An 18,945-nucleotide genomic window follows, 5' to 3' on the forward strand; every position below is an offset into this window, starting at 1 on the left:
CTCCGGTCAGGCGCTCAGGGCCAGGTAACGGTTTTTGATCATCGGGTCGGCACGGAAGGCAGCGGCACTGCCTTCGTAGACCACGCGACCCTGTTCGAGGACGTAATGACGGTCGGCGAGCTTGTCGCAGACCATCAGGTTCTGCTCCACCAACAACACCGGCAGACCGTCCTCCTTGATCTTGCGCAGGATCTTCACCAGTTCGTCGACGATCACCGGCGCCAGGCCTTCGGTGGGCTCATCGAGGATCAGCAGCTTCGGGTCATTGAGCAGCGCACGCGCGATGGCCAGCATCTGTTGCTCGCCGCCGGACAAAGCGTGGCCGGCATTTTTGCGCCGCTCCTTGAGCCGGGGGAACATGCCGTAGACGTCTTCCAGCTGCCAGCGGCTGGTCTTGCGCACGGCGATGCGCAGGTTCTCCTCGACGGTCAGCAAGCGGAAAATGCCGCGATGTTCCGGGACCAGCGCCAGGCCCTGGCGGGCAATTTCGAAGATTTTCTGGCCGACCAGGGCCTTGCCGTTGAAATGGATCTGGCCCTGGCGCGGACAAATGATCCCGAGGATGCTGCGCAGGGTGGTGGTCTTGCCGGCGCCGTTACGCCCGAGCAAGGTCACCAGTTCGCCGGGGTTGACGGTCAGCGACACGCCTTCGAGGACGTGGCTCTTGTCGTAGTAGGAGTGGATATTCTCGACGATCAGCATCAGGCGGCTTCTCCCAGATAGGCGGCACGCACGCGCTCATCGGCGCGGACGAATTCCGGTGTGCCCTCGACCAGGATCTGGCCGTGGCTCATGACGGTGATGCGTTGGCTGATGGACATGACGATGCTCATGTTGTGTTCGATCAACAGCACCGTATGGTCACGGCCCAGGTCGCTGATCAGCTGGGTCATGATCGGAATGTCATCGATGCCCATGCCCGAGGTCGGCTCATCGAGCATCAGCAGTTTGGGCCGCGAGCAGATCGACATGCCGACCTCCAGCACTCGCTGCTGGCCGTGGGACAGTTCGCCGGCGAGGGTGTCGGCCCGTTGCGTGAGCTTCAGGCGTTCCAACACCTCATCGGCCATTTCCAGGTGCTGGCGACGGCTTTCCACCCGGCTCCAGAAATTCAGCGCACCGAGGCCGTCACGGCCCTGGGCGGCCAGGCGCAGGTTTTCCCGCACGCTGAGGTTCTGGAACAGGCTGGTCAGTTGAAATGAACGGGCCATGCCGAGGCCGACCCGGCCGTGGGTCGGCTTGCGCACGATGTTCTTGCCGTCGAAGTGAATGGCTCCGGCGGTGGCCTGACGCTCGCCGGTCAGGCAGTGGAACAGGCTGGTCTTGCCGGCGCCGTTGGGGCCGATAATGGTGTGGATGGTCCCGGCCCGCACCTTCAGGTTGACGCCGTTGACCGCATGGAACGCGCCGTAGGCCAGCTCCAGGTTGCGGGTTTCCAGCAGGTAGTGTTCAGCGCTGCTCATAACAGTTTCTCCTTGGCCTGCAGGGCCGCTTTGCGATTGCCGCGAAAACGTTCCACCAGTGACGACAAGCCGCCCCACAAACCGCCGCGCATGAACACCACCACCAGGATCAGGATGATCCCCAGCAGCATCAGCCAGCGCGGCCAGAGGTCGGAGAGAAAGTCGCCGAGCAGCACGATGGAGCCGGCGCCGAGCAAGGAGCCGAACAGCGATCCGGTGCCGCCGACGATGGTCATGATCAGGATGTTCTCGGACATCGCCAGGTCGATGTTCGACAGCGGCACGAAGTGCAGCAGCATGGCGTACAGCGCCCCGGCGATGCCGGTCACCGCGCCGGACAGGACGAACACCAGGATCTTGAAGTGCCGGGTGTCGTAGCCGATGGCGGCGGCGCGGGTTTCGTTTTCGCGGATCGCCATCAAGGTGCTGCCGAACGGCGAGGCGATGACCCGGCGGGCGGCGATGAAGATCAGCAGGAACAGCACCGCGACGAAACCGTAGAAGGACCGCGAGTCGGTGAGCGACAGCAGTACTGTTTCGCCGATGCGGATTTCCGGACGCGGCACGCTGAGCAGGCCGTTATCGCCACCGGTCCAGTCGCTCAGGGTGTAGGCAATGAAGTAGGCCATCTGGCTGAAGGCCAGGGTCAGCATGACGAAGTAGATGCCGGTGCGGCGAATCGCCAGGGCACCCACCAGAAACGCCAGGAAGCCGCCGGCCGCCGCTGCGCCCAACAGTGCGCTGAACAGGCCCAGTTGCAGATGGATCATCAGCAGCGCCGCGCAGTAGGCGCCGGCACCGAAGAAGATGCCCTGACCGAAGGACAGCAGCCCGGTGTAACCCAGCAGCAGGTTACAGGCGAGGGCGGCCATGGCGAAAATCAGGATCTCCGTGGCCAGGGTCGCCGACGGCAACACCAGCGGCAGGCCGATCAGCACGCCGATCACCAACAGCAGCATGTAGCGCGACTGGGTCTTGGCGAACGGCAGGGGGTTTTTCTCAGTCATGTCATGCTCTCCCGAACAGGCCGTAAGGACGCACCAGGATCACCAGCGCCATGGCGCCGTAGATCATCAGGCTCGCGCCCTGGGGCCAGATTGTGGTCATCAGGCTTTGCACCACCCCGACCAGCAGACCGCCGACCAGTGCGCCGCTGAAGGAGCCCATGCCGCCGATCACCACCACCACGAACGCCACCCCGAGAATCTCCGGGCCGACGAAGGGTTGGGCACCGCGCAAGGGCGCAAACAGCACCCCGGCCACACCCGCCAGGGCCACGCCGAGGGCGAAGGTCATGGAGAACAGCCGGAAGATGTTGGTGCCCAGCAGCGACACCGTTTCAGTGCTTTCACTGCCGGCCCGCACCAGCGCGCCGAAGCGCGTGCGCTCCAGCAGCAACCACAGCGCCAGGCCGACCAGCCCGGAAAAGACGATCAGGAACAAGCGGTAGTAGGGATACACGAAGTCGCCGATGATCAATACGCCGCGCAGCAGTTCCGGCACCGCCACACTCTTGCCCACCGGGCCCCAGATCAACACGCTGGCCTCCTGGATAATCAGCGCGATCCCCAGGGTCACCAGAATCTGGAAGGTGTGCGGCAAGTGGTAGATCCGCTGGATCAATAATCGCTCGATGGCCCAGGCCAGGGCAGCCACCACCAGCGGCGCGACGAGCAGTGCCAGCCAGAAACTTCCGCTCAGGCCGACGACGGTGTAGCAGATGTAGGCGCCGAGCAGGAAGAACGCGCCGTGGGCAAAGTTGACGAAGTTCAGCAAGCCGAAAATGATCGTCAGGCCGACCGCGATCAGGAAGTAGATCATCCCCAGGCCAAGGCCATTGAGAATCTGGAACAGGTAAAGATTGAGCATGCAGGTACCCTCTGCAGGGGGCCGATCGACCAACAGGTCACTCGGCCCGCTGCCTGTGGCAAGCGGTAGAAAGGTTTCTCGGGTTAGCCCAGTACGCAGCCGGTCGCGTCTGCCGGCGGGAACGAACGTCCCGAGCTGACCACCTGCGCCAGGTCATCCTTGTCGCGCATGTCGGCCGCGGCCTTGCCCACCAGCAGGTAGTAATCCTTGATCACCTGGTGATCGCCGGCACGGATCGATTCCTGGCCGGTCGGCCCTTCGTAACTCAAGCCCTGCATGGCCTTGGCCACGGTCGGGCCGTCGAAGCTGCCAGTGGCGATGATGCTGTCGAGCATGATCTTGGTGCCGATGTAATCGGCCGCCAGCGGATAGGTGGGATTGATGCCGTATTTGGCCTGGGTGATCTTCACCAGCTCGCGATTGAGCGGCGTATCGATCTGGTGCCAGTACTGCGCGCCGAGGTACACACCTTCGAGGACATCGCTGCCCAATTCCTGGAACTGATCGAGTCCGGCGGACCAGACCAGCAGCACTTTCATGCGTTCCTTGATGCCGAAGTTCACCGCCTGGCGCAGGGTGTTGGAGGACTGGCTGCCGAAGTTCAGCAGCACCAGCACGTCCGGTTTGGCGGCGATGGCGTTGGTCAGGTAACCGGAGAATTCCTGCTCCTGGAGGGAGTGATAGCTGTTGCCGATGTGTTCGACGCCATGCTCGGCGCAGACTTTTTTCGCGCCTTCGAGCAGTGCTTCGCCAAACACGTATTGTGGGGTGATGGTGTACCAGCGCTTGGCCTCGGGCAGCAGCTTGATCAGCGGCACCAGGGTTTCGCGGATCGCCCCATAGGTGGGCACCGACCAGCGAAAGGTCGCCGCATTACAGTCCTTGCCGGTGATTTCGTCAGCGCCCACCGGGGTCATGAACACCCCGCCGACCTTGCCCACTTCCTTGGCCACCGCCAGTGCCGAGGACGACAAGGTGCAGCCCTGGAAGAACCGTGCCCCGTCCTGCGCAATCGCCTCCTGCACTTTGCGCACCGCCTTGCCGGCGTTGCCTTCAGTGTCGATCACCTTGTAGTTCAACGGCCGACCGAGCAAGGTCGGATGCTGCTCGATCGCCAGGCGCGAGCCCATGTCGGCGAACTTGCCATAACTGGCAAAGGCCCCCGACATAGACTTGAGCCCATAAAAGGTAAATGGCTCGGCGGCAAAAGCGTGGCGCACACCCAGCGGGAGGCTGAGGGCACCGGCGACGGTCAGACTGGCTTTCAACAACGTACGACGCTGCATGGGGTAACTCCCTGGTTTAATTATTGGCAGGAGTGGCAATGGCAAAACGGCGCATCACGGCCTGTGGGCAGGCCTTTTATTGGAGGTCGCAACGGGTGTCAGTGACTGTGATCGAACTCCAGCAAAAAGTGGCGGGTGACTTCGCCTTCCAGAGCGCTCATGTGGTGCTCGGCATCGCACATGTGTTCATGCATCAACTGTCGCACGCTGTTTTCGTCTTCGGCTTGGAGGGCGTTGAGCAAGCGCTTGTGGTAGTCGAGGTTGGCCGCGTCGAACTGCTTGCGCTTGGGTTTGTAGGCTTTCTTCAGCACCACCAGATCGCGCAGCAGATCATTGAGAAATTGCGCCATGAACCCCAGCAGCGGGTTGGGGCAGGCACGGGCCAGCAGGTTGTGGAACTCCAGCTCCGCCAGGCGCTGTTCGCGCTGGCCGGCTTCGCTGTCTTCCGGCGCGCTGCAAAAGTCGACGTTGTCCTGCAGGGTCTTGAAGTCAGCCTCGCTGAGGCGGCCGATCACCGACACGGCCAGTTCGACTTCGATGACCTTGCGCAGTTGGTACACCTGCTCGCCGTCCAGGTGCTGGAAGTGCAGGTAGTTACGCAAGGCGCGGCTGGCTGGTTCGGTGCCGGCTTCATTCAGATAGGCGCCGCCGCTGGGGCCGGTGCGGGTGTTGACCAGACCCTCGACCTCAAGGGCCTTGAGCGCTTCACGCGCCGAGCCCTTGGAGCACTGAAAGCTTTCCATCAGCTCGCGCTCGGTTGGCAAACGGTCGCCCGGGCGTAGCGCGTCGGTGACGATGGAACGCTTGACCGACTCGACAATCACATCGGAAAGCTTCTGGCGTTTGCGGCGGAGCGGGCGACTGAGCATGTGTTCTATTTATCCTATTAATGCGGATTAATAGCACTTAATAGGGCTTGGCCGGACACGTCAACCGCTGGCACGCTGGCGGGGTCGCTTTCAGCGGAAAAGCGTCGTAAACAGATATAGCGGCTAGTCTGTTGGAACTGGCAGCTACCCGAGATTCAGTCCGATGATTCAATGCAAGCGCGCCTACAGCCCGGCAGACCCTGACGACGGTTACCGGGTACTGGTCGATCGCCTGTGGCCACGTAACTGTCGCAAGGACCAGCTACCGCTGGATGAATGGCTGCGCGAGGTGGCGCCGTCAACCGAACTGCGGCGAGCGTTCAAACAGGCGCAGGTGGACTTCGAGACCTTTCGCAGCCGCTATCGGCAGGAACTGACTGCCCGGCCCGAGCATTGGTGGAAGCTGCTGGAGAAGGCACGGACGGGCACGCTGACGCTGATTTACTCGGCAAAGGACGAGCAACATAACAATGCCCAGGTGCTGGCACAGTGGCTGGAAGACGAACTGGATCGGAGCGGGGATTCGAGTTCGCCGGTGTGTTATGCGGGGGAGTTTGATTGAGGCCGAGAGCTCTGTGAATGCAGAACCCCTTGTGGCGAGGGAGCTTGCTCCCGCTGGGGCGCGCAGCGGCCCTAAATTCGGAAATCACGGTTTCTCAGACAGAACGCATCAGCAGGTTTTACGACTGCTGCGCAGCCGAGCGGGAGCAAGCTCCCTCGCCACAGGGGTTCATCTCCAGCCGTTGTTAAGCGGGATCCTACCGCTTGCGCCGGTTACCGGTGATCATCGACAGCGGCAGGTTTTCCCGCAAACGCACACTCTCGACCACGGCGGCGGCAATATGCACGCAGACCAGGGTGAGCAGGGCGTTGGCCATCAGCTCATGGATATCCCGGGGCAAGTCCTCACCCCAGAAATAATCCACTTCTTCCATCAGGAATCCGGTGACGCCGAGGCCGACCATCAACAGCAGCATCAGGACCATCACCAGCGCACCGATAGGTGAATGCCCCATGCGGTGATAGTCCTTGCCGCCCAGCAATGCGCGGGTATGCCAAACGAGGCGCGCAGGGGTCGGCCAGAAGTCTGACCAGCGCGCCGCCGGCGAGCCGATAAAACCCCAGACCACGCGTACCAGCACCACAACCACTGCGTAATAGCCCAGCCAGCGATGCCAGCCGTCACCTTCCTCATTGAGGAAGTAGTCGCCAATGAAGGCGACTACCAGGGACCAGTGGCAAAAACGAACCAGCGGGTCCCAGAGGCGCAGGGTTTGAGTGTTCATGTCATTCCTTTTCGATCTCTTCCTTCACAGCCTTGCCAGAGACCGGGTCGAAGTAGATCTCGACTTTTTGCTTGGCTTTGTTCCAGCCATAGATTTCATAGCAGTTGCCGGAGGTGACCTTGAACTTCTTGATGTCATAACCCTGAGCCTTGAGGTCTTCCTGGAACTTGGCCGGGTCCTGCCATTGAGCCTTGTCGGTCTTGGTGCATTCAGTGGCGGCCAGAGTCAGCGGGCTGATTGCCAGAAGGGAGATCAGAAGAAGTGTGCGCATGGGGGCTCCTGGGGATGTTGTTGTTCACTGGCAACGCGAGAGATGCTCACTGAATTGCCACAGCGCTGAAGCTTAGTAGGGCTTTTGAGACCTGTCACTGCAGCGTTGGCCGCTTTGCGCCTTACTTGAAAAGCGCTTCTGATTCTTACTTGAGTGCAATATTAATGAACTTAAGCAGCATTATTATCAAGTTGTGGTGAGTTGTCTGACGCCGCACACTGGTTCTGCTTCGTCCTGCAGCACTTGCCCAGTCTTACTGACCGACCTCCTTTATCGGTATCTGACGCTTGCTTATCCATTTAACTGGAGAGCGGAATTCTGCTGCACGGACCTGTCAGCGACTTCTTGTGTAATGGAATGATTATGGCCAGTGCAATACTTTCCGACAGCAACACCACCTACAACTATGAGATCGTCAGACGCTTCACGTTGATGACGCTTTTCTGGGGCATCGTGGGCATGGGCATGGGGGTGTTTCTGGCCGCCCAACTGGTTTGGCCGCAGCTGAACTTCGGACTGTCCTGGACCACCTTTGGCCGCTTGCGACCGGTCCATACCAACCTGGTGATCTTCGCCTTCGGTGGCGGTGCGTTATTCGCCACATCGTTTTATGTGGTGCAACGTACCAGTCGCGTGCGGCTGATCTCCGAGCGCCTGGCCAACTTCGTGTTCTGGGGTTGGCAGGCGATTATCGTGGCGCTGGTAGTCAGCTATCCGCTGGGCTACACCACGTCCAAGGAATACGCCGAAATGGAATGGCCGATCGCCCTGGCGGTGACGGTGATCTGGGTGGCCTACGCCTACCTGTTCTTCGGCACCATCGCCCGGCGCACGGTCAAGCACATCTATGTCGGTAACTGGTTTTACGGTGCGTTTATCGTGGTCACGGGCATGGTTCATGTGATCAACCACATCTCGATTCCCGTCAGCCTGATGAAGTCCTACTCGAGCTATTCCGGGGCCACTGACGCAATGATTCAGTGGTGGTATGGCCACAGTGTGGTGGGCTTCATTCTCTCGGTGGGTTTTCTGGGGATGATGTACTACTTCGTGCCGAAACAGGCCGAGCGGCCGATTTACTCCTATCGCCTGTCGATCATCCACTTCTGGGCGATCATCACCCTGTACATCTGGGCCGGCCCGCACCATTTGCACTACACCGCATTGCCGGACTGGGCGCAGTCGCTCGGCATGGCGATGTCGATGATCCTGCTGGCGCCGAGCTGGGGCGGGATGATCAACGGCATGATGACCCTGTCCGGTGCCTGGCATAAATTGCGCACCGACCCGATCCTCAGGTTCCTCGTGGTGTCGCTGGCGTTCTACGGCATGTCGACTTTCGAAGGGCCGATGATGGCGATCAAGACGGTCAACGCACTGTCGCACTACACCGACTGGACCATTGGCCATGTGCATGCCGGTGCCCTGGGCTGGGTGGCGATGATCAGTATCGGTACGCTCTACCACATGATCCCGAAACTCTATGGCCGCGAGCAGATGCACAGCATCGGCCTGATCAATGTGCACTTCTGGCTGGCGACCATCGGCACGGTGTTGTACATCGCCTCGATGTGGGTCAACGGCATTACCCAAGGGTTGATGTGGCGAGCGATCAACGACGACGGCACACTGACCTATTCCTTCGTCGAAGCGCTGCAAGCCAGTCATCCGGGTTACATCGTGCGCCTGATCGGTGGCGCGACATTCGCCAGCGGCATGCTGCTGATGGCGTACAACACCTGGCGCACGGTGAGGGCAGGGGAACGAGTGGTCTCGGCGCCGATTGCGGTAATGGCCTGATTGTCTGGGTGCATGTGTGCGCGAAGATCAAAAGATCGCAGCCTGCGGCAGCTCCTACGCCGACCTCATCCATGCGCTATTTTACGGGTGTATATCAATCCCAGTGTAGGAGCTGCCGCAGGCTGCGATCTTGGCGATGTGGGTCGCGCTGAAGGTGTTTCGCTGATCAGGCCTTACAGATCAAATCAGCGGATCCCAGCGTTGCGACCAGTCACCGTCGGCCTTGACCACTTCTCTGAGCAGCTCGAACGCCAGCTGCAAGGTGGTCGAATCGCGATCCCGTGAATACACCAGGTAAGTCGGGTAACTGAACTCCGGCGCTTTGGGCACCCGTTCCAGTACGCCGCTGTTCAGGTAGCTTTGCACCACTCGGGTTCGGAAATAACCCGAGCCGCCGTTTTCGAGGATGTATTGCAACGCCAGTGGCCCGAGGTTGAAGCTGAGGGCGGCCTTTGCCTTGTCCGGCAACGCTGCGTCGTGTTGCCGGCGAAAGTCTTTGCCCCAATCGATATAGATATAGGGCTCGGGGTTGGCGACCAGGCGCACCTGAATCAGTTTCTCTTCCAGCAATTGTTCGACTTGCAGGCGCGGCCAATATTCCGGTTGATAGACCAGCGCCGCATCCAGCACCCCCAGTTCAAGCTGGCGCAATAGGCTTTCGCCATCGCGAATTTCCGTGCGCAAGGCATGGCTGGGAATCTTCTCGCGCAACTCGCGAGCCCAGCTGAGCATCAGCGGGTTACAGAGGCTGACCTCACCGCCAATATGCAGCACGTTACGGTAACCGTCCGGCAGTGGCAGATCGCGACGGGCTGCTTCCCAGGTCTGCACCAGTTGGTTGGCGTAGACCACGAACGCTTCGCCATCCGGGGTCAACCGGGCACCGGCGCGATTGCGCACGAACAAGGTGCTGGAGAGTTGGCTCTCGAGTTTTTGCACTCGTGCGGTGATGGCGGTCTGGGTGACGTGCAGCTTCTCGGCCGCCGAGGCCAGGCTTCCGTGGCGAACGATCTCCAGGAAGGTGCGGGCTAGATCGATGTCCATGGGCATCCCGGTATTGAAAGTGGCTTGCAGTGTAAAGCAAGCGCAGGCGACCCGACCCATTTCGATGGGTCTGGTGGCCTGAAACAGTCAACGCCGCAACTCACATCAAAAGGCAAAACACGAACAGCCAAACGCGCCCCAGAACCCCTGGAAGTCGCTGGTTGGCACTGACGATAACCGCGCGCGCTCATGACTGTGGGCGTGCACCGCGCAAGGACCGACGCAGTGGTGAACCTGCGCCATCAGCGGCGCAGTCGGCTTCCAGTGACCCGGCACCTTGACCACCGGCGACCAGTCCGGCATCACCGGCACGGCGGGTGGAGCAAGCTTGTCGAACTCCAGGGTGCCGTGTACCACCTTGCCGTCGACCACGGTCAGCACCGATTCGATCCATTTGATGGCCTCGTCGTCGACGTTGAAGTAGTCGGCCGAGAGCGCGACCAGGTCCGCCAGCTGGCCGGCCTTGATCTGGCCTTTTTTGCCTTGCTCGGAGGAAAACCAGGCGCTGCCGTGGGTGAACAACTCCAGTGCGGTGTCGCGGCTCAAGCCCTGTGGGTACAGCTCCAGGCCGCCGACGGTACGCCCGCTGACCAGCCAGTAGAGCGAGGTCCAGGGGTTGTAGCTGGACACCCGGGTGGCATCGGTGCCGGCACCGACCGGGAGGCCTTCGGCAAGCATGCGCTGGATCGGCGGCGTGTGCTCGGCCGTTTTGGCACCGTAGCGCTCGACGAAGTATTCACCCTGGAAGGCCATGCGATCCTGAATCGCAATGCCGCCACCGAGGGCGCGGACCCGCTCGATGTTCTGGGGCGTGATGGTTTCGGCATGGTCGAAAAACCACGGCAGACCGTTGAACGGAATGTCGCGGTTGACCTTCTCGAACACGTCGAGCATCCGCGTGATCGATTCGTTGTAAGTGGCGTGCAGGCGGAATGGCCAGCGTTGCTCGACCAGGTGCCGGACCACCGGCTCCAGTTCCTGCTCCATGGTCTGTGGCAGGTCCGGGCGCGGTTCGAGGAAGTCTTCGAAGTCGGACGCCGAAAACACCAGCATTTCCCCGGCACCGTTGTGCCGCAGGAAGTCATCGCCCTGGCCGTACTTCGAGGTACTGGTCCAGCTCTTGAAGTCGCTCAGCTCTTCCTTGGGCTTCTGGGTGAACAGGTTGTAGGCAATACGCACGGTGAGTTGCTGGTCGCGTGCCAGTTGCTGGATGACCTGGTAGTCGTCGGGGTAATTCTGATACCCACCGCCGGCATCGATGGCGCTGGTCACGCCGAGGCGGTTGAGTTCGCGCATGAACTGGCGGGTCGAGTTGACCTGATATTCCAGCGGCAGCTTCGGCCCTTTGGCCAGGGTCGAGTAGAGGATCATCGCGTTGGGGCGCGCAATCAGCATGCCGGTGGGCTCGCCCTTGGCATCGCGCTGAATTTCGCCGCCCGGCGGGTTCGGGGTGTCGCGGGTGTAGCCGACCACCTTCAACGCCGCGCGGTTGAGCAGGGCGCGGTCGTAGAGGTGGAGGACGAAGACCGGAGTGTCCGGCGCGGCTTTGTTCAGTTCTTCAAGGGTCGGCAGTCGCCGTTCGGCAAACTGGAATTCGTTCCAGCCACCGACCACCCGGACCCATTGCGGCGCCGGTGTGCGCTCGGCCTGGTCCTTGAGCATGCGCAAGGCATCGACCAATGACGGCACGCCTTCCCAGCGCAGTTCCAGATTGTAGTTGAGACCGCCGCGGATCAGGTGCAGGTGTGAATCGTTGAGCCCGGGAATCACTGTGCGCCGTTGCAGGTCGACGACCTGGGTGGTGGCGCCGCGCAGGGCCATGGCCTCGGCATCGCTGCCGACGGCAATGAACAAACCGTCCTTGATCGCGACGGCAGTGGCCTGCGGTTTGTCACGGTCGACGGTGTGCAGGCGACCGTTGTACAGAATCAGATCGGCCGGGGCGTTGGACAGGGTACTGCTCCCTGCGATGAGTGGACTGATCCAGGCGCCAATAGCACCTGCTGAAAGGCCTTGCAGGACGCGACGGCGATTGAAGCCGTCGTGGTCATCAGCTGGACTCATGCTGGGGTTCTCCGCGTGACAGGGGCCTGGAAGCACCGCAGAGAAATATAGACCGAAAATCCACACCCCATGGTCCGTAGGACGAACGGGGAGAGCAAATACCTGTATCCGGAAAACACCCATGCGTTTTGGATTGTTTGAGGCAGGTGATCGAAAGGGCTTTCAGTGTGTCAAGAACTGAAACAGTTGGTTTGCAGAAGATTTCGAGAAACCGATTGTAGGCTGTTTCCGAAAGTGCGCCGGAAGTTACTTGGTGATGCTCCGGAGGGGTGGAATAGCCGTTGGAGATGATTCATTGTTGTAGGGAAGAGATCTAGTGCATCTCGCGTAGGTTGTTTATCCGTATATAAAAAGGAATTTATGTGCTGTGGCTGGCAATTATTTGTAGTGGGCCGGCTAAAGTTGTGAATTCCAGTCTTATTGGTTTTCGTGATGGCGTTAGTTGTCGCGCAGGTGTCTGGAGGAATTATGGCTTCAAGCAGTTTTCAAAATGAAGTGCCCAAGGCTCGGGTCAACATCAAGCTCGATTTACACACCGGCGGTGCGCAGAAAAAAGTCGAGTTGCCACTGAAGTTGATGGTGATGGGGGATTACAGTAACGGCAGAGAGCAGCGTCCATTATCCGAAAGAAGCAAGATCGACATTGACAAAAGCAACTTCGACAGCGTGTTGGCCGAGTATTCTCCGGGTCTGAAACTGGCGGTGGAAAATACCTTGGTCAATGACGACTCCGACTCTTCTGTCGAGTTGAGTTTCCAGGCCATGAAGGATTTTGAACCGCAGCAGGTGGCGCGGCAAATTCCGCAACTACGTGCCCTGTTGGCCATGCGCAACCTGCTGCGCGACCTCAAGTCGAACCTGTTGGACAACGCCACCTTCCGTCACGAACTGGAACGCATCCTCAAGGACGATGCGCTGAGTGACGAGCTGCGAGCCGAATTGGCCGCCCTGGCTGCCCAAGAAAATCGTTAATCCACCTCGGTTGGTTTAAAAGGAAGTTTCCATAATGTCCGTAGAACATTCTGGCGCACACTCGCGCGACGCTGCTGTATTGACTGAAGAAAACCAAGGCGTATATGGCGCGCTGTTCAGCAAGATCAATCTCAGCCCGGTTGTAGAACTGGGTGGTATCGAAATTTTTCAGAGCACTGAGGCATTGTCCGAGGCTTCTGCCGATGAACGGGTGACCGCCGCCGTCAGCGTGTTCCTGAATTTGCTCAAGCAATCGTCGCAGAAAGTCGAGCGTCTGGATAAGACGCTGCTCGATGAGCACATTGCGTCGTTGGATGCGCAGATCAGTCGTCAACTTGATGCCGTGATGCACCACCCTGATTTCCAGCGCGTCGAGTCGACCTGGCGCGGCGTGAAATCGCTGATCGATCAAACCGATTTTCGCCAGAACGTACGTATAGAACTGTTGGATATCAGTAAGGATCACCTGGTACAAGATTTCGAAGACGCACCGGAGATCGCCCAGAGCGGCCTGTATATGCATACCTACACCCAGGAGTACGACACTCCGGGGGGGGAGCCGATCGCCGCGGCCGTTTCCAACTACGAGTTCGACCGCAGTCCGCAGGATATTGCCTTGCTGCGCAATATTTCCAAAGTGGCGGCGGCAGCGCACATGCCTTTCATTGGCTCCGTTGGCCCGGCGTTTTTTGGCAAGGAGTCGATGGAGGAGGTGGCCGCCATCAAGGATATCGGCAACTACTTCGACCGTGCCGAATACATCAAATGGAAGGCGTTCCGCGACAGTGACGATGCCCGTTACATCGGCTTGACCATGCCGCGCGTGCTGGGTCGCTTGCCCTATGGCCCGGACACCGTTCCGGTACGCAGCTTCAATTACATCGAAAGCGTCAAGGGCCCGGATCACCACAAGTATCTATGGACCAACGCCTCGTTCGCCTTCGCTGCAAACATGGTCAAGAGCTTCATCACTAACGGCTGGTGCGTGCAGATTCGTGGGCCACAGTCAGGCGGCGCGGTCACCGAGCTACCGATTCACTTGTACGATCTGGGCACGGGCAACCAGGTGAAGATTCCTTCGGAAGTGATGATTCCGGAGACTCGCGAATTCGAATTCGCCAACCTTGGCTTCATCCCTCTGTCGTATTACAAGAACCGCGACTACGCGTGTTTCTTCTCGGCTAACTCCACCCAGAAGCCGGCGCTGTATGACACCGCCGATGCCACCGCCAACAGCCGGATCAATGCACGCTTGCCGTATATCTTCCTGCTGTCGCGCATCGCCCATTACCTGAAACTGATCCAGCGCGAGAACATCGGAACCACCAAGGACCGGCGCTTGCTGGAGCTGGAACTGAATAAATGGATCGGTGGGCTAGTCACCGAAATGACCGATCCGGGCGACGCTCTGCAAGCTTCACACCCGCTGCGCGATGCGAAGGTGACCGTAGAAGACATCGAGGACAACCCGGGCTTCTTCCGCGTCAAGTTGTATGCCGTGCCGCACTTCCAGGTGGAAGGCATGGACGTCAATCTGTCGCTGGTTTCGCAGATGCCCAAGGCGAAGGCCTAAGCCACTTCAAACCTAAGCCACTGCGTAGGGAAACGACATCATGAAGATCGACCGCCCCCTGTGGGCCGCGGGGGCTCTGTTGTGCCCGCAGCAATTCCAGCAACAGGCACGCTGGGAAGCCTGGACCAACGAGAGTCTCGCCCATCTGTCCCTGGTACACCCTTGGGGGGTGCAGGCGCTGGCGTTTGACCCGCAAGCCCTGCGCCTGGGGAAACTCAAGGCAACCCAAGTGCGCGTGCGCATGCCCGATGGCACCTTGGTCGATAGCGATCACGCGGATCGGCTGCCCCCCGCCCTGGAGTTGGCCCGACTGCTGTCCGATGACATCCAGGCCGCGACGTTGCTGCTTGCCTTGCCGCTGGAGCAGGGCAATGGCAACAACTGTTTGTTCGAGGATGCCAGGGCCGATCGGCCGACGCGCTATCGCCAGGATTGGCGTCAGGTGCAGGACGTCTACGCAGACGAGGTGCAGTCCATTGCAGTGCTGGAACACGCGCTGAGCCTGCGCCTGGATAACGACGAGAACGCCGATTACCTGACCTGCCCGGTCGCGCGTCTGGTGCGAGACGGGCAGGGTGCCTGGAGTCTCGATCCAGCCTACGTGCCACCGCTGCTCAGCTTCGCGGCTCATCCCGGGCTGCTGACACAGCTTGATAATCTGCTGACCCAGTTATCCGCCAAGCGTCAACGGCTGATGGGCATGCGTCGCGAGAGCAACCAACGCATGGCTGACTTCGCCGTGGCCGATGTCTCGTTGTTCTGGTTACTCAATGCCTTGAACACCTACCAGCCGGTATTGGCTGATCTCCAGGCTCATCCCGCGCGTCACCCCGAGCAGGTGTATCTGGATCTGGTCAAGCTGGCCGGCAGCCTGCTGACCTTTTCACTGGAACACGATATCGACAAGATTCCAGCCTATCGGCACGAGCACCTGGAAAGTGTATTTGCGCCGTTGATGGGCACTATCTCCTCCTTGCTCGAGGCGAGCCTGCCGTCGCGGGTCATTGCGCTGAAGCTGGAGGAAAGCGCTGCCAACCGCTGGCAGGTCACCCTCAACGATCTACGCCTGCGTGAGCCTGACGGCGCCGACTTCTATCTGTCGGTGCGTTGCCGCCTGCCGGCCGTGCAGTTGCAGAGCCAGTTCCCACGTCTGTGCAAGGTCGGTACACCGGATGATGTCGATCAACTGATCAACGCCGCGCTTGACGGTGTGCCTTTGCAGTCGCTCAGCCATGTGCCGGCGGCCATTCCGCTACGTCTCGAAAACCAGTACTTCGCCCTCGATCTCAGTCAAGCCAAGGGGCAGGCCATGCTGGCTGCAGGGGTCTGTGCCTTCTACGTTCCGAGCACGTTGGCCGAGGTGAAACTTGAACTGTTCGCGGTGCTGCGCACATGAACCTGATCGCCCTCAAAACACACACCGCCGCTGCGGTGGATATCGACTCGCTGTTGCAGGACAGCTACCTGCTGGTAGTAGAGCTGCGGCAGGGCGCCTCGGCGCAAAACAGCCTGGATCTGTGGGAGCGCTGCGCGAAGCAGATTGAGCACGTTCGCCGACTGCTCGAGCATGCCGGCCTGAGCCAGCGCAGCATCGACCATATCAGCCACGCTCAATGCGCCTTGCTGGATGAAACCTTGCTCACCGGTGCCAAAGGCGAGGCCCATGCCGCCTGGGTCCGCGAGCCTATGCAGGCCAAGTTCTTCAATCGTCACCAAGCCGGTGAGTTCCTGTATGAAGACATGCGCGAAGTGTTGCGCGAGCCCGCACCGGATCGGCATGTGCTGACGGCATTCCAGCGGGTGTTGATGCTGGGGTTTCGCGGCCGTTACCGCGATGTGAACGACCCCGAACGTGAGCAATTGCTGGCAGCCCTCAATACGCAAGTCGCGCCACTGGAACTCAGCCATGGGTTAACCACACAAGCGCGTGTCGGCCATCAAATCAGCAGCCTGCGCGGGTTGCGATCACCACGAGCCCATGTTTTGGCGGTGGGCCTGTTGCTCGTCGGTGTCTGGTGGGGGCTGGATCATTTGTTGGGCGGTGTGATCGCCACGCTCTTGCCAGGCCAGGCGTGAGGGGGCGTTGATGACGCTCAAGCTGACACGAGGCCTTTGGCTGTGGGCCGGTGCGCTAGTTCTGGCGCTGCTGGCTATCATTCCGCTTGCAGCCGGGATGCGGGCGATGGCTGTTCTAACCACTGTGGTCTTCGTTGCCGTGGCCTGGATCCGGGCGGGGCGGCGTGCAGCGCAGCTGTGCGAGTCATTGGTCCTGGCCGACAGCACTTCCTTGCCACCTGCTGCCTACCGCCAACCCGTGGTATTGGTTTGTGGTGATGGTCTAGCCGGGCTGTTTGGCGCGATTCCCGCTGAACAACTGGCCCTGCGCGTGACCGAGCAAGGTTGCTATCTGCCGGTACCCGATCTGGAGCAGCTACCGGTGGTGGCCGCTAGCCTGGTGGCCTTGCGCCCGGACTGGGGTGGGCAGCTCAGCGTCATGTTCATCGCCAACCCGGGTGAGCACACCGACGCCGCCGTACTGGCCGGCCAGGTCCGCGCCTTCGGCTACCAGGTAAGCCTGACTCGCCAACGCGGCATAGCGTTGCCGCTACTGCTGGTGAGCTACCTGCAAGCCTCGCGAGGCGAAGGGCCCTGGTTCAGTTGGGAGGCAGGACAGCCCAGCCCCAGCGTGCGCGAGGCGGGTGCGTGCGTCAGCCTGGCCGATTGGCAACGGCAGGCGGCTGACTCCACAACGCAGGCCGCACGGTTGCAAGGTTGCGTACAACTGAACAGCGCTGCGGCCTGGCTGAGTGAAGCGGTGCTGCCACACCTGACGACCCGCGAAGCCCGCAACCTCGTCAGTCCGCCGGTGGCCTGCGCCATCGCCCTGGTACCGGCGCTTCCCCGGACGCTGACGGGCAATCTGTGGCAGCAATGGCTGCGCGATAAGATTGCGCTGGTTGATACCAGGCAGATTTCCCCCGGGCCGGACACATCATTGCCGTTTCCCGATCCCTTGCTACACCTGCTACCCACTCACGTCCAGCGCCCCCCGATACACAGCGCGGTTCTGATCGCTCTGTGGCTGTTCACGGTTGCCGGCATCGTTGCCCTGGCCAGCTCGGCCTGGCAGAACACCCTGCTGGTACGTCAGGTCAGTGATGACCTGCGTCGTTATACGTCTATTTCCCCATCGCAACATCGTGACCGGCCCGAGTTCGCCTTGCGCGAAAAGGCAGTGGCGGTGCTCCACGAGGACGCCACACGTCTGGACAGCTACTACCGACAGGGCGCACCCCTGTCGTTAGGCCTGGGCCTGTATCGCGGCGAACGCCTGCGGGCGCTGCTGCTGGCGGTGATTGCCAGTCACCGTCAGCCGTCGGCGGCGCCAATGCCAGCAGGGGTTTCCCATCCGGTGCGGCTGGACAGCCTGTCACTGTTCAGTACGGGCAGCGCCCAGCTCAAGCCTGACTCGACCAAAGTGCTGATCAATGCCCTGGTCGACATCAAGGCCCAGTCAGGCTGGCTGATCGTCATTACCGGGCATACCGATGCCACGGGCAACGCCGATCTGAATCTCAAGCTGTCTCGCGCCCGAGCCGCCGCGGTGCATGACTGGATGCAACGCATGAGCGATATCCCCGACAACTGCTTCGCTGTCCAGGGCTTTGGCGCCAGCCAGCCGATCGCCAGCAATGACACCGAGGCCGGGCGCACGGCCAACCGTCGCGTCGATATCCGTCTGGTGCCGGAAGTGGGGGCCTGTGTGCTCCCCACTGCGGGGCCGGACAGACAACCCCCTGTCGCAATCAGCGGCATTCATTTTTGAGAAAAGGAGCTTCACATGGCAATTCCGATTTACCTGTGGCTGGCAGTAGATGACGCCGGCCAGGAGATCGCAGGTTCGGTGGATGTGCAAGGACGCGAGGGTAGCATCGAGGTGCTAGCCCAGGACCATAGCCTGTACATCCCCACCGACAACAACACTGGCAAGCTGACAGGCACCCGTATTCACACGCCATTCCAGTTCATCAAGGAAATCGATGCCTCCAGCCCCTATCTGTACAAGGCGGCGGCCACCGGGCAGACCCTCAAGTTCGCCGAATTCAAGTGGTACCGCATCGACCACGCAGGCCAGGAAGTCGAGTACTTCGTCACCACGCTGGAAAACGTCAAAGTGGTGAAAGTCGCGTCGAAAATGCACGACGTCAAGGACCCGACCAAGGAGAAGCACAACCACCTCGAGCAAGTTGAACTGCGCTACGAGAAGGTCACCTGGACCTACAAGGACGGCAACATCACCCACTCCGATTCATGGAACGAACGCCAGAGCGCTTGACGTGAGAGAGCCAGCAGACGGGCCTCTGTCTGCTGGTCCCGGTGTGCCGGGTTGAGCGTCCGTTCGCGGGCGTTCAACCAGACACATCGACCCGCCGCTTGCACAACCGACT

18 protein-coding genes are annotated in these 18,945 nt (G+C 60.5%); 8 read left to right on the plus strand and 10 right to left on the minus strand.

The features are described 5' to 3' along the window. Nucleotides 1-6: 6 nt before the first annotated feature. The 6 genes from F8N85_RS00295 to F8N85_RS00320 form a co-directional block, all read right to left on the minus strand. The gene (locus F8N85_RS00295) at nucleotides 7-702 is read right to left on the minus strand and encodes an ABC transporter ATP-binding protein (protein ID WP_150801706.1); all 696 of its coding nucleotides are present in this window, start codon (nucleotides 700-702) and stop codon (nucleotides 7-9) included. After that, nucleotides 702-1,463 (minus strand): ABC transporter ATP-binding protein, encoded by a 762-nt coding sequence (locus F8N85_RS00300; protein WP_150801707.1) that lies wholly within the window; start codon nucleotides 1,461-1,463, stop codon nucleotides 702-704. The genes F8N85_RS00295 and F8N85_RS00300 overlap by 1 nt, the downstream gene beginning before the upstream one ends. Then, nucleotides 1,460-2,470 (minus strand): branched-chain amino acid ABC transporter permease, encoded by a 1,011-nt coding sequence (locus F8N85_RS00305; protein ID WP_150801708.1) that lies wholly within the window; start codon nucleotides 2,468-2,470, stop codon nucleotides 1,460-1,462. Before F8N85_RS00305 ends, F8N85_RS00300 begins: the two co-directional genes overlap by 4 nt. Before the next feature lies 1 nt (nucleotide 2,471). Then, nucleotides 2,472-3,332, minus strand: a complete 861-nt coding sequence (locus F8N85_RS00310) for a branched-chain amino acid ABC transporter permease (RefSeq protein WP_150801709.1) — start codon at nucleotides 3,330-3,332, stop codon at nucleotides 2,472-2,474. 83 nt (nucleotides 3,333-3,415) lie between these two features. Beyond that, nucleotides 3,416-4,618 carry an ABC transporter substrate-binding protein gene (locus F8N85_RS00315; RefSeq protein ID WP_150801710.1) on the minus strand — a complete coding sequence of 401 codons (1,203 nt, stop codon included), beginning with the start codon at nucleotides 4,616-4,618 and terminating at the stop codon, nucleotides 3,416-3,418. Nucleotides 4,619-4,716: 98 nt separating this feature from the next. Continuing rightward, nucleotides 4,717-5,487, minus strand: coding sequence for a FadR/GntR family transcriptional regulator (locus F8N85_RS00320; protein WP_150801711.1), 771 nt, complete (start codon nucleotides 5,485-5,487; stop codon nucleotides 4,717-4,719). Between the two features lie 163 nt (nucleotides 5,488-5,650). Here F8N85_RS00320 and F8N85_RS00325 point away from each other — a divergent pair, with 163 nt between their 5' ends. After that, entirely contained in the window at nucleotides 5,651-6,049 is a 399-nt protein-coding gene (locus tag F8N85_RS00325) for a DUF488 domain-containing protein (protein ID WP_150801712.1), read from the plus strand. A gap of 196 nt (nucleotides 6,050-6,245) precedes the next feature. Here the strand turns inward: F8N85_RS00325 and F8N85_RS00330 are convergent, their stop codons facing one another. Together F8N85_RS00330 and F8N85_RS00335 are read right to left on the minus strand one after the other, a co-directional pair. Then, the gene (locus F8N85_RS00330) at nucleotides 6,246-6,773 is read right to left on the minus strand and encodes a cytochrome b/b6 domain-containing protein (protein ID WP_150801713.1); all 528 of its coding nucleotides are present in this window, start codon (nucleotides 6,771-6,773) and stop codon (nucleotides 6,246-6,248) included. Nucleotide 6,774: 1 nt separating this feature from the next. Next, a complete protein-coding gene (locus tag F8N85_RS00335; protein WP_150801714.1) occupies nucleotides 6,775-7,044 on the minus strand; it encodes a PepSY domain-containing protein in 270 nt (89 codons plus the stop codon). A 363-nt stretch (nucleotides 7,045-7,407) separates the two neighbouring features. On the opposite strand from F8N85_RS00335, the gene ccoN reads away from it, so the two are divergent. Next, nucleotides 7,408-8,844 (plus strand): cytochrome-c oxidase, cbb3-type subunit I, encoded by a 1,437-nt coding sequence (gene ccoN / locus F8N85_RS00340; RefSeq protein ID WP_150801715.1) that lies wholly within the window; start codon nucleotides 7,408-7,410, stop codon nucleotides 8,842-8,844. Nucleotides 8,845-9,024: 180 nt separating this feature from the next. Here the strand turns inward: ccoN and F8N85_RS00345 are convergent, their stop codons facing one another. Beyond that, complete coding sequence (locus F8N85_RS00345) at nucleotides 9,025-9,888, minus strand: LysR family transcriptional regulator (protein ID WP_150801716.1); 864 nt, start codon at nucleotides 9,886-9,888, stop codon at nucleotides 9,025-9,027. Between the two features lie 105 nt (nucleotides 9,889-9,993). Next, nucleotides 9,994-11,952, minus strand: a complete 1,959-nt coding sequence (locus tag F8N85_RS00350; RefSeq protein WP_224795603.1) for an amidohydrolase — start codon at nucleotides 11,950-11,952, stop codon at nucleotides 9,994-9,996. 468 nt (nucleotides 11,953-12,420) lie between these two features. Here F8N85_RS00350 and tssB point away from each other — a divergent pair, with 468 nt between their 5' ends. The 6 genes from tssB to F8N85_RS00380 all read left to right on the plus strand — a co-directional run bounded on the left by tssB (nucleotide 12,421) and on the right by F8N85_RS00380 (nucleotide 18,833). Next, complete coding sequence (tssB, locus tag F8N85_RS00355) at nucleotides 12,421-12,924, plus strand: type VI secretion system contractile sheath small subunit (protein ID WP_150801717.1); 504 nt, start codon at nucleotides 12,421-12,423, stop codon at nucleotides 12,922-12,924. A gap of 34 nt (nucleotides 12,925-12,958) precedes the next feature. After that, complete coding sequence (gene tssC, locus F8N85_RS00360; RefSeq protein ID WP_150801718.1) at nucleotides 12,959-14,497, plus strand: type VI secretion system contractile sheath large subunit; 1,539 nt, start codon at nucleotides 12,959-12,961, stop codon at nucleotides 14,495-14,497. A gap of 40 nt (nucleotides 14,498-14,537) precedes the next feature. Then, the gene (gene tssK / locus F8N85_RS00365; protein ID WP_150801719.1) at nucleotides 14,538-15,893 is read left to right on the plus strand and encodes a type VI secretion system baseplate subunit TssK; all 1,356 of its coding nucleotides are present in this window, start codon (nucleotides 14,538-14,540) and stop codon (nucleotides 15,891-15,893) included. Beyond that, nucleotides 15,890-16,573: a type VI secretion system protein TssL, short form gene (gene tssL, locus F8N85_RS00370; RefSeq protein WP_150801720.1), complete on the plus strand. Its 684-nt coding sequence runs from the start codon at nucleotides 15,890-15,892 to the stop codon at nucleotides 16,571-16,573. The genes tssK and tssL overlap by 4 nt, the downstream gene beginning before the upstream one ends. A 106-nt stretch (nucleotides 16,574-16,679) precedes the next feature. Further along, nucleotides 16,680-18,323: an OmpA family protein gene (locus F8N85_RS00375; protein WP_318183201.1), complete on the plus strand. Its 1,644-nt coding sequence runs from the start codon at nucleotides 16,680-16,682 to the stop codon at nucleotides 18,321-18,323. 15 nt (nucleotides 18,324-18,338) lie between these two features. Beyond that, nucleotides 18,339-18,833, plus strand: a complete 495-nt coding sequence (locus F8N85_RS00380; protein WP_150801722.1) for an Hcp family type VI secretion system effector — start codon at nucleotides 18,339-18,341, stop codon at nucleotides 18,831-18,833. The last annotated feature ends 112 nt before the right edge of the window (nucleotides 18,834-18,945 follow it).

Source organism: Pseudomonas fluorescens (assembly GCF_902497875.1).
Taxonomy (GTDB): Bacteria; Pseudomonadota; Gammaproteobacteria; order Pseudomonadales; family Pseudomonadaceae; genus Aquipseudomonas; species Aquipseudomonas fluorescens_BR.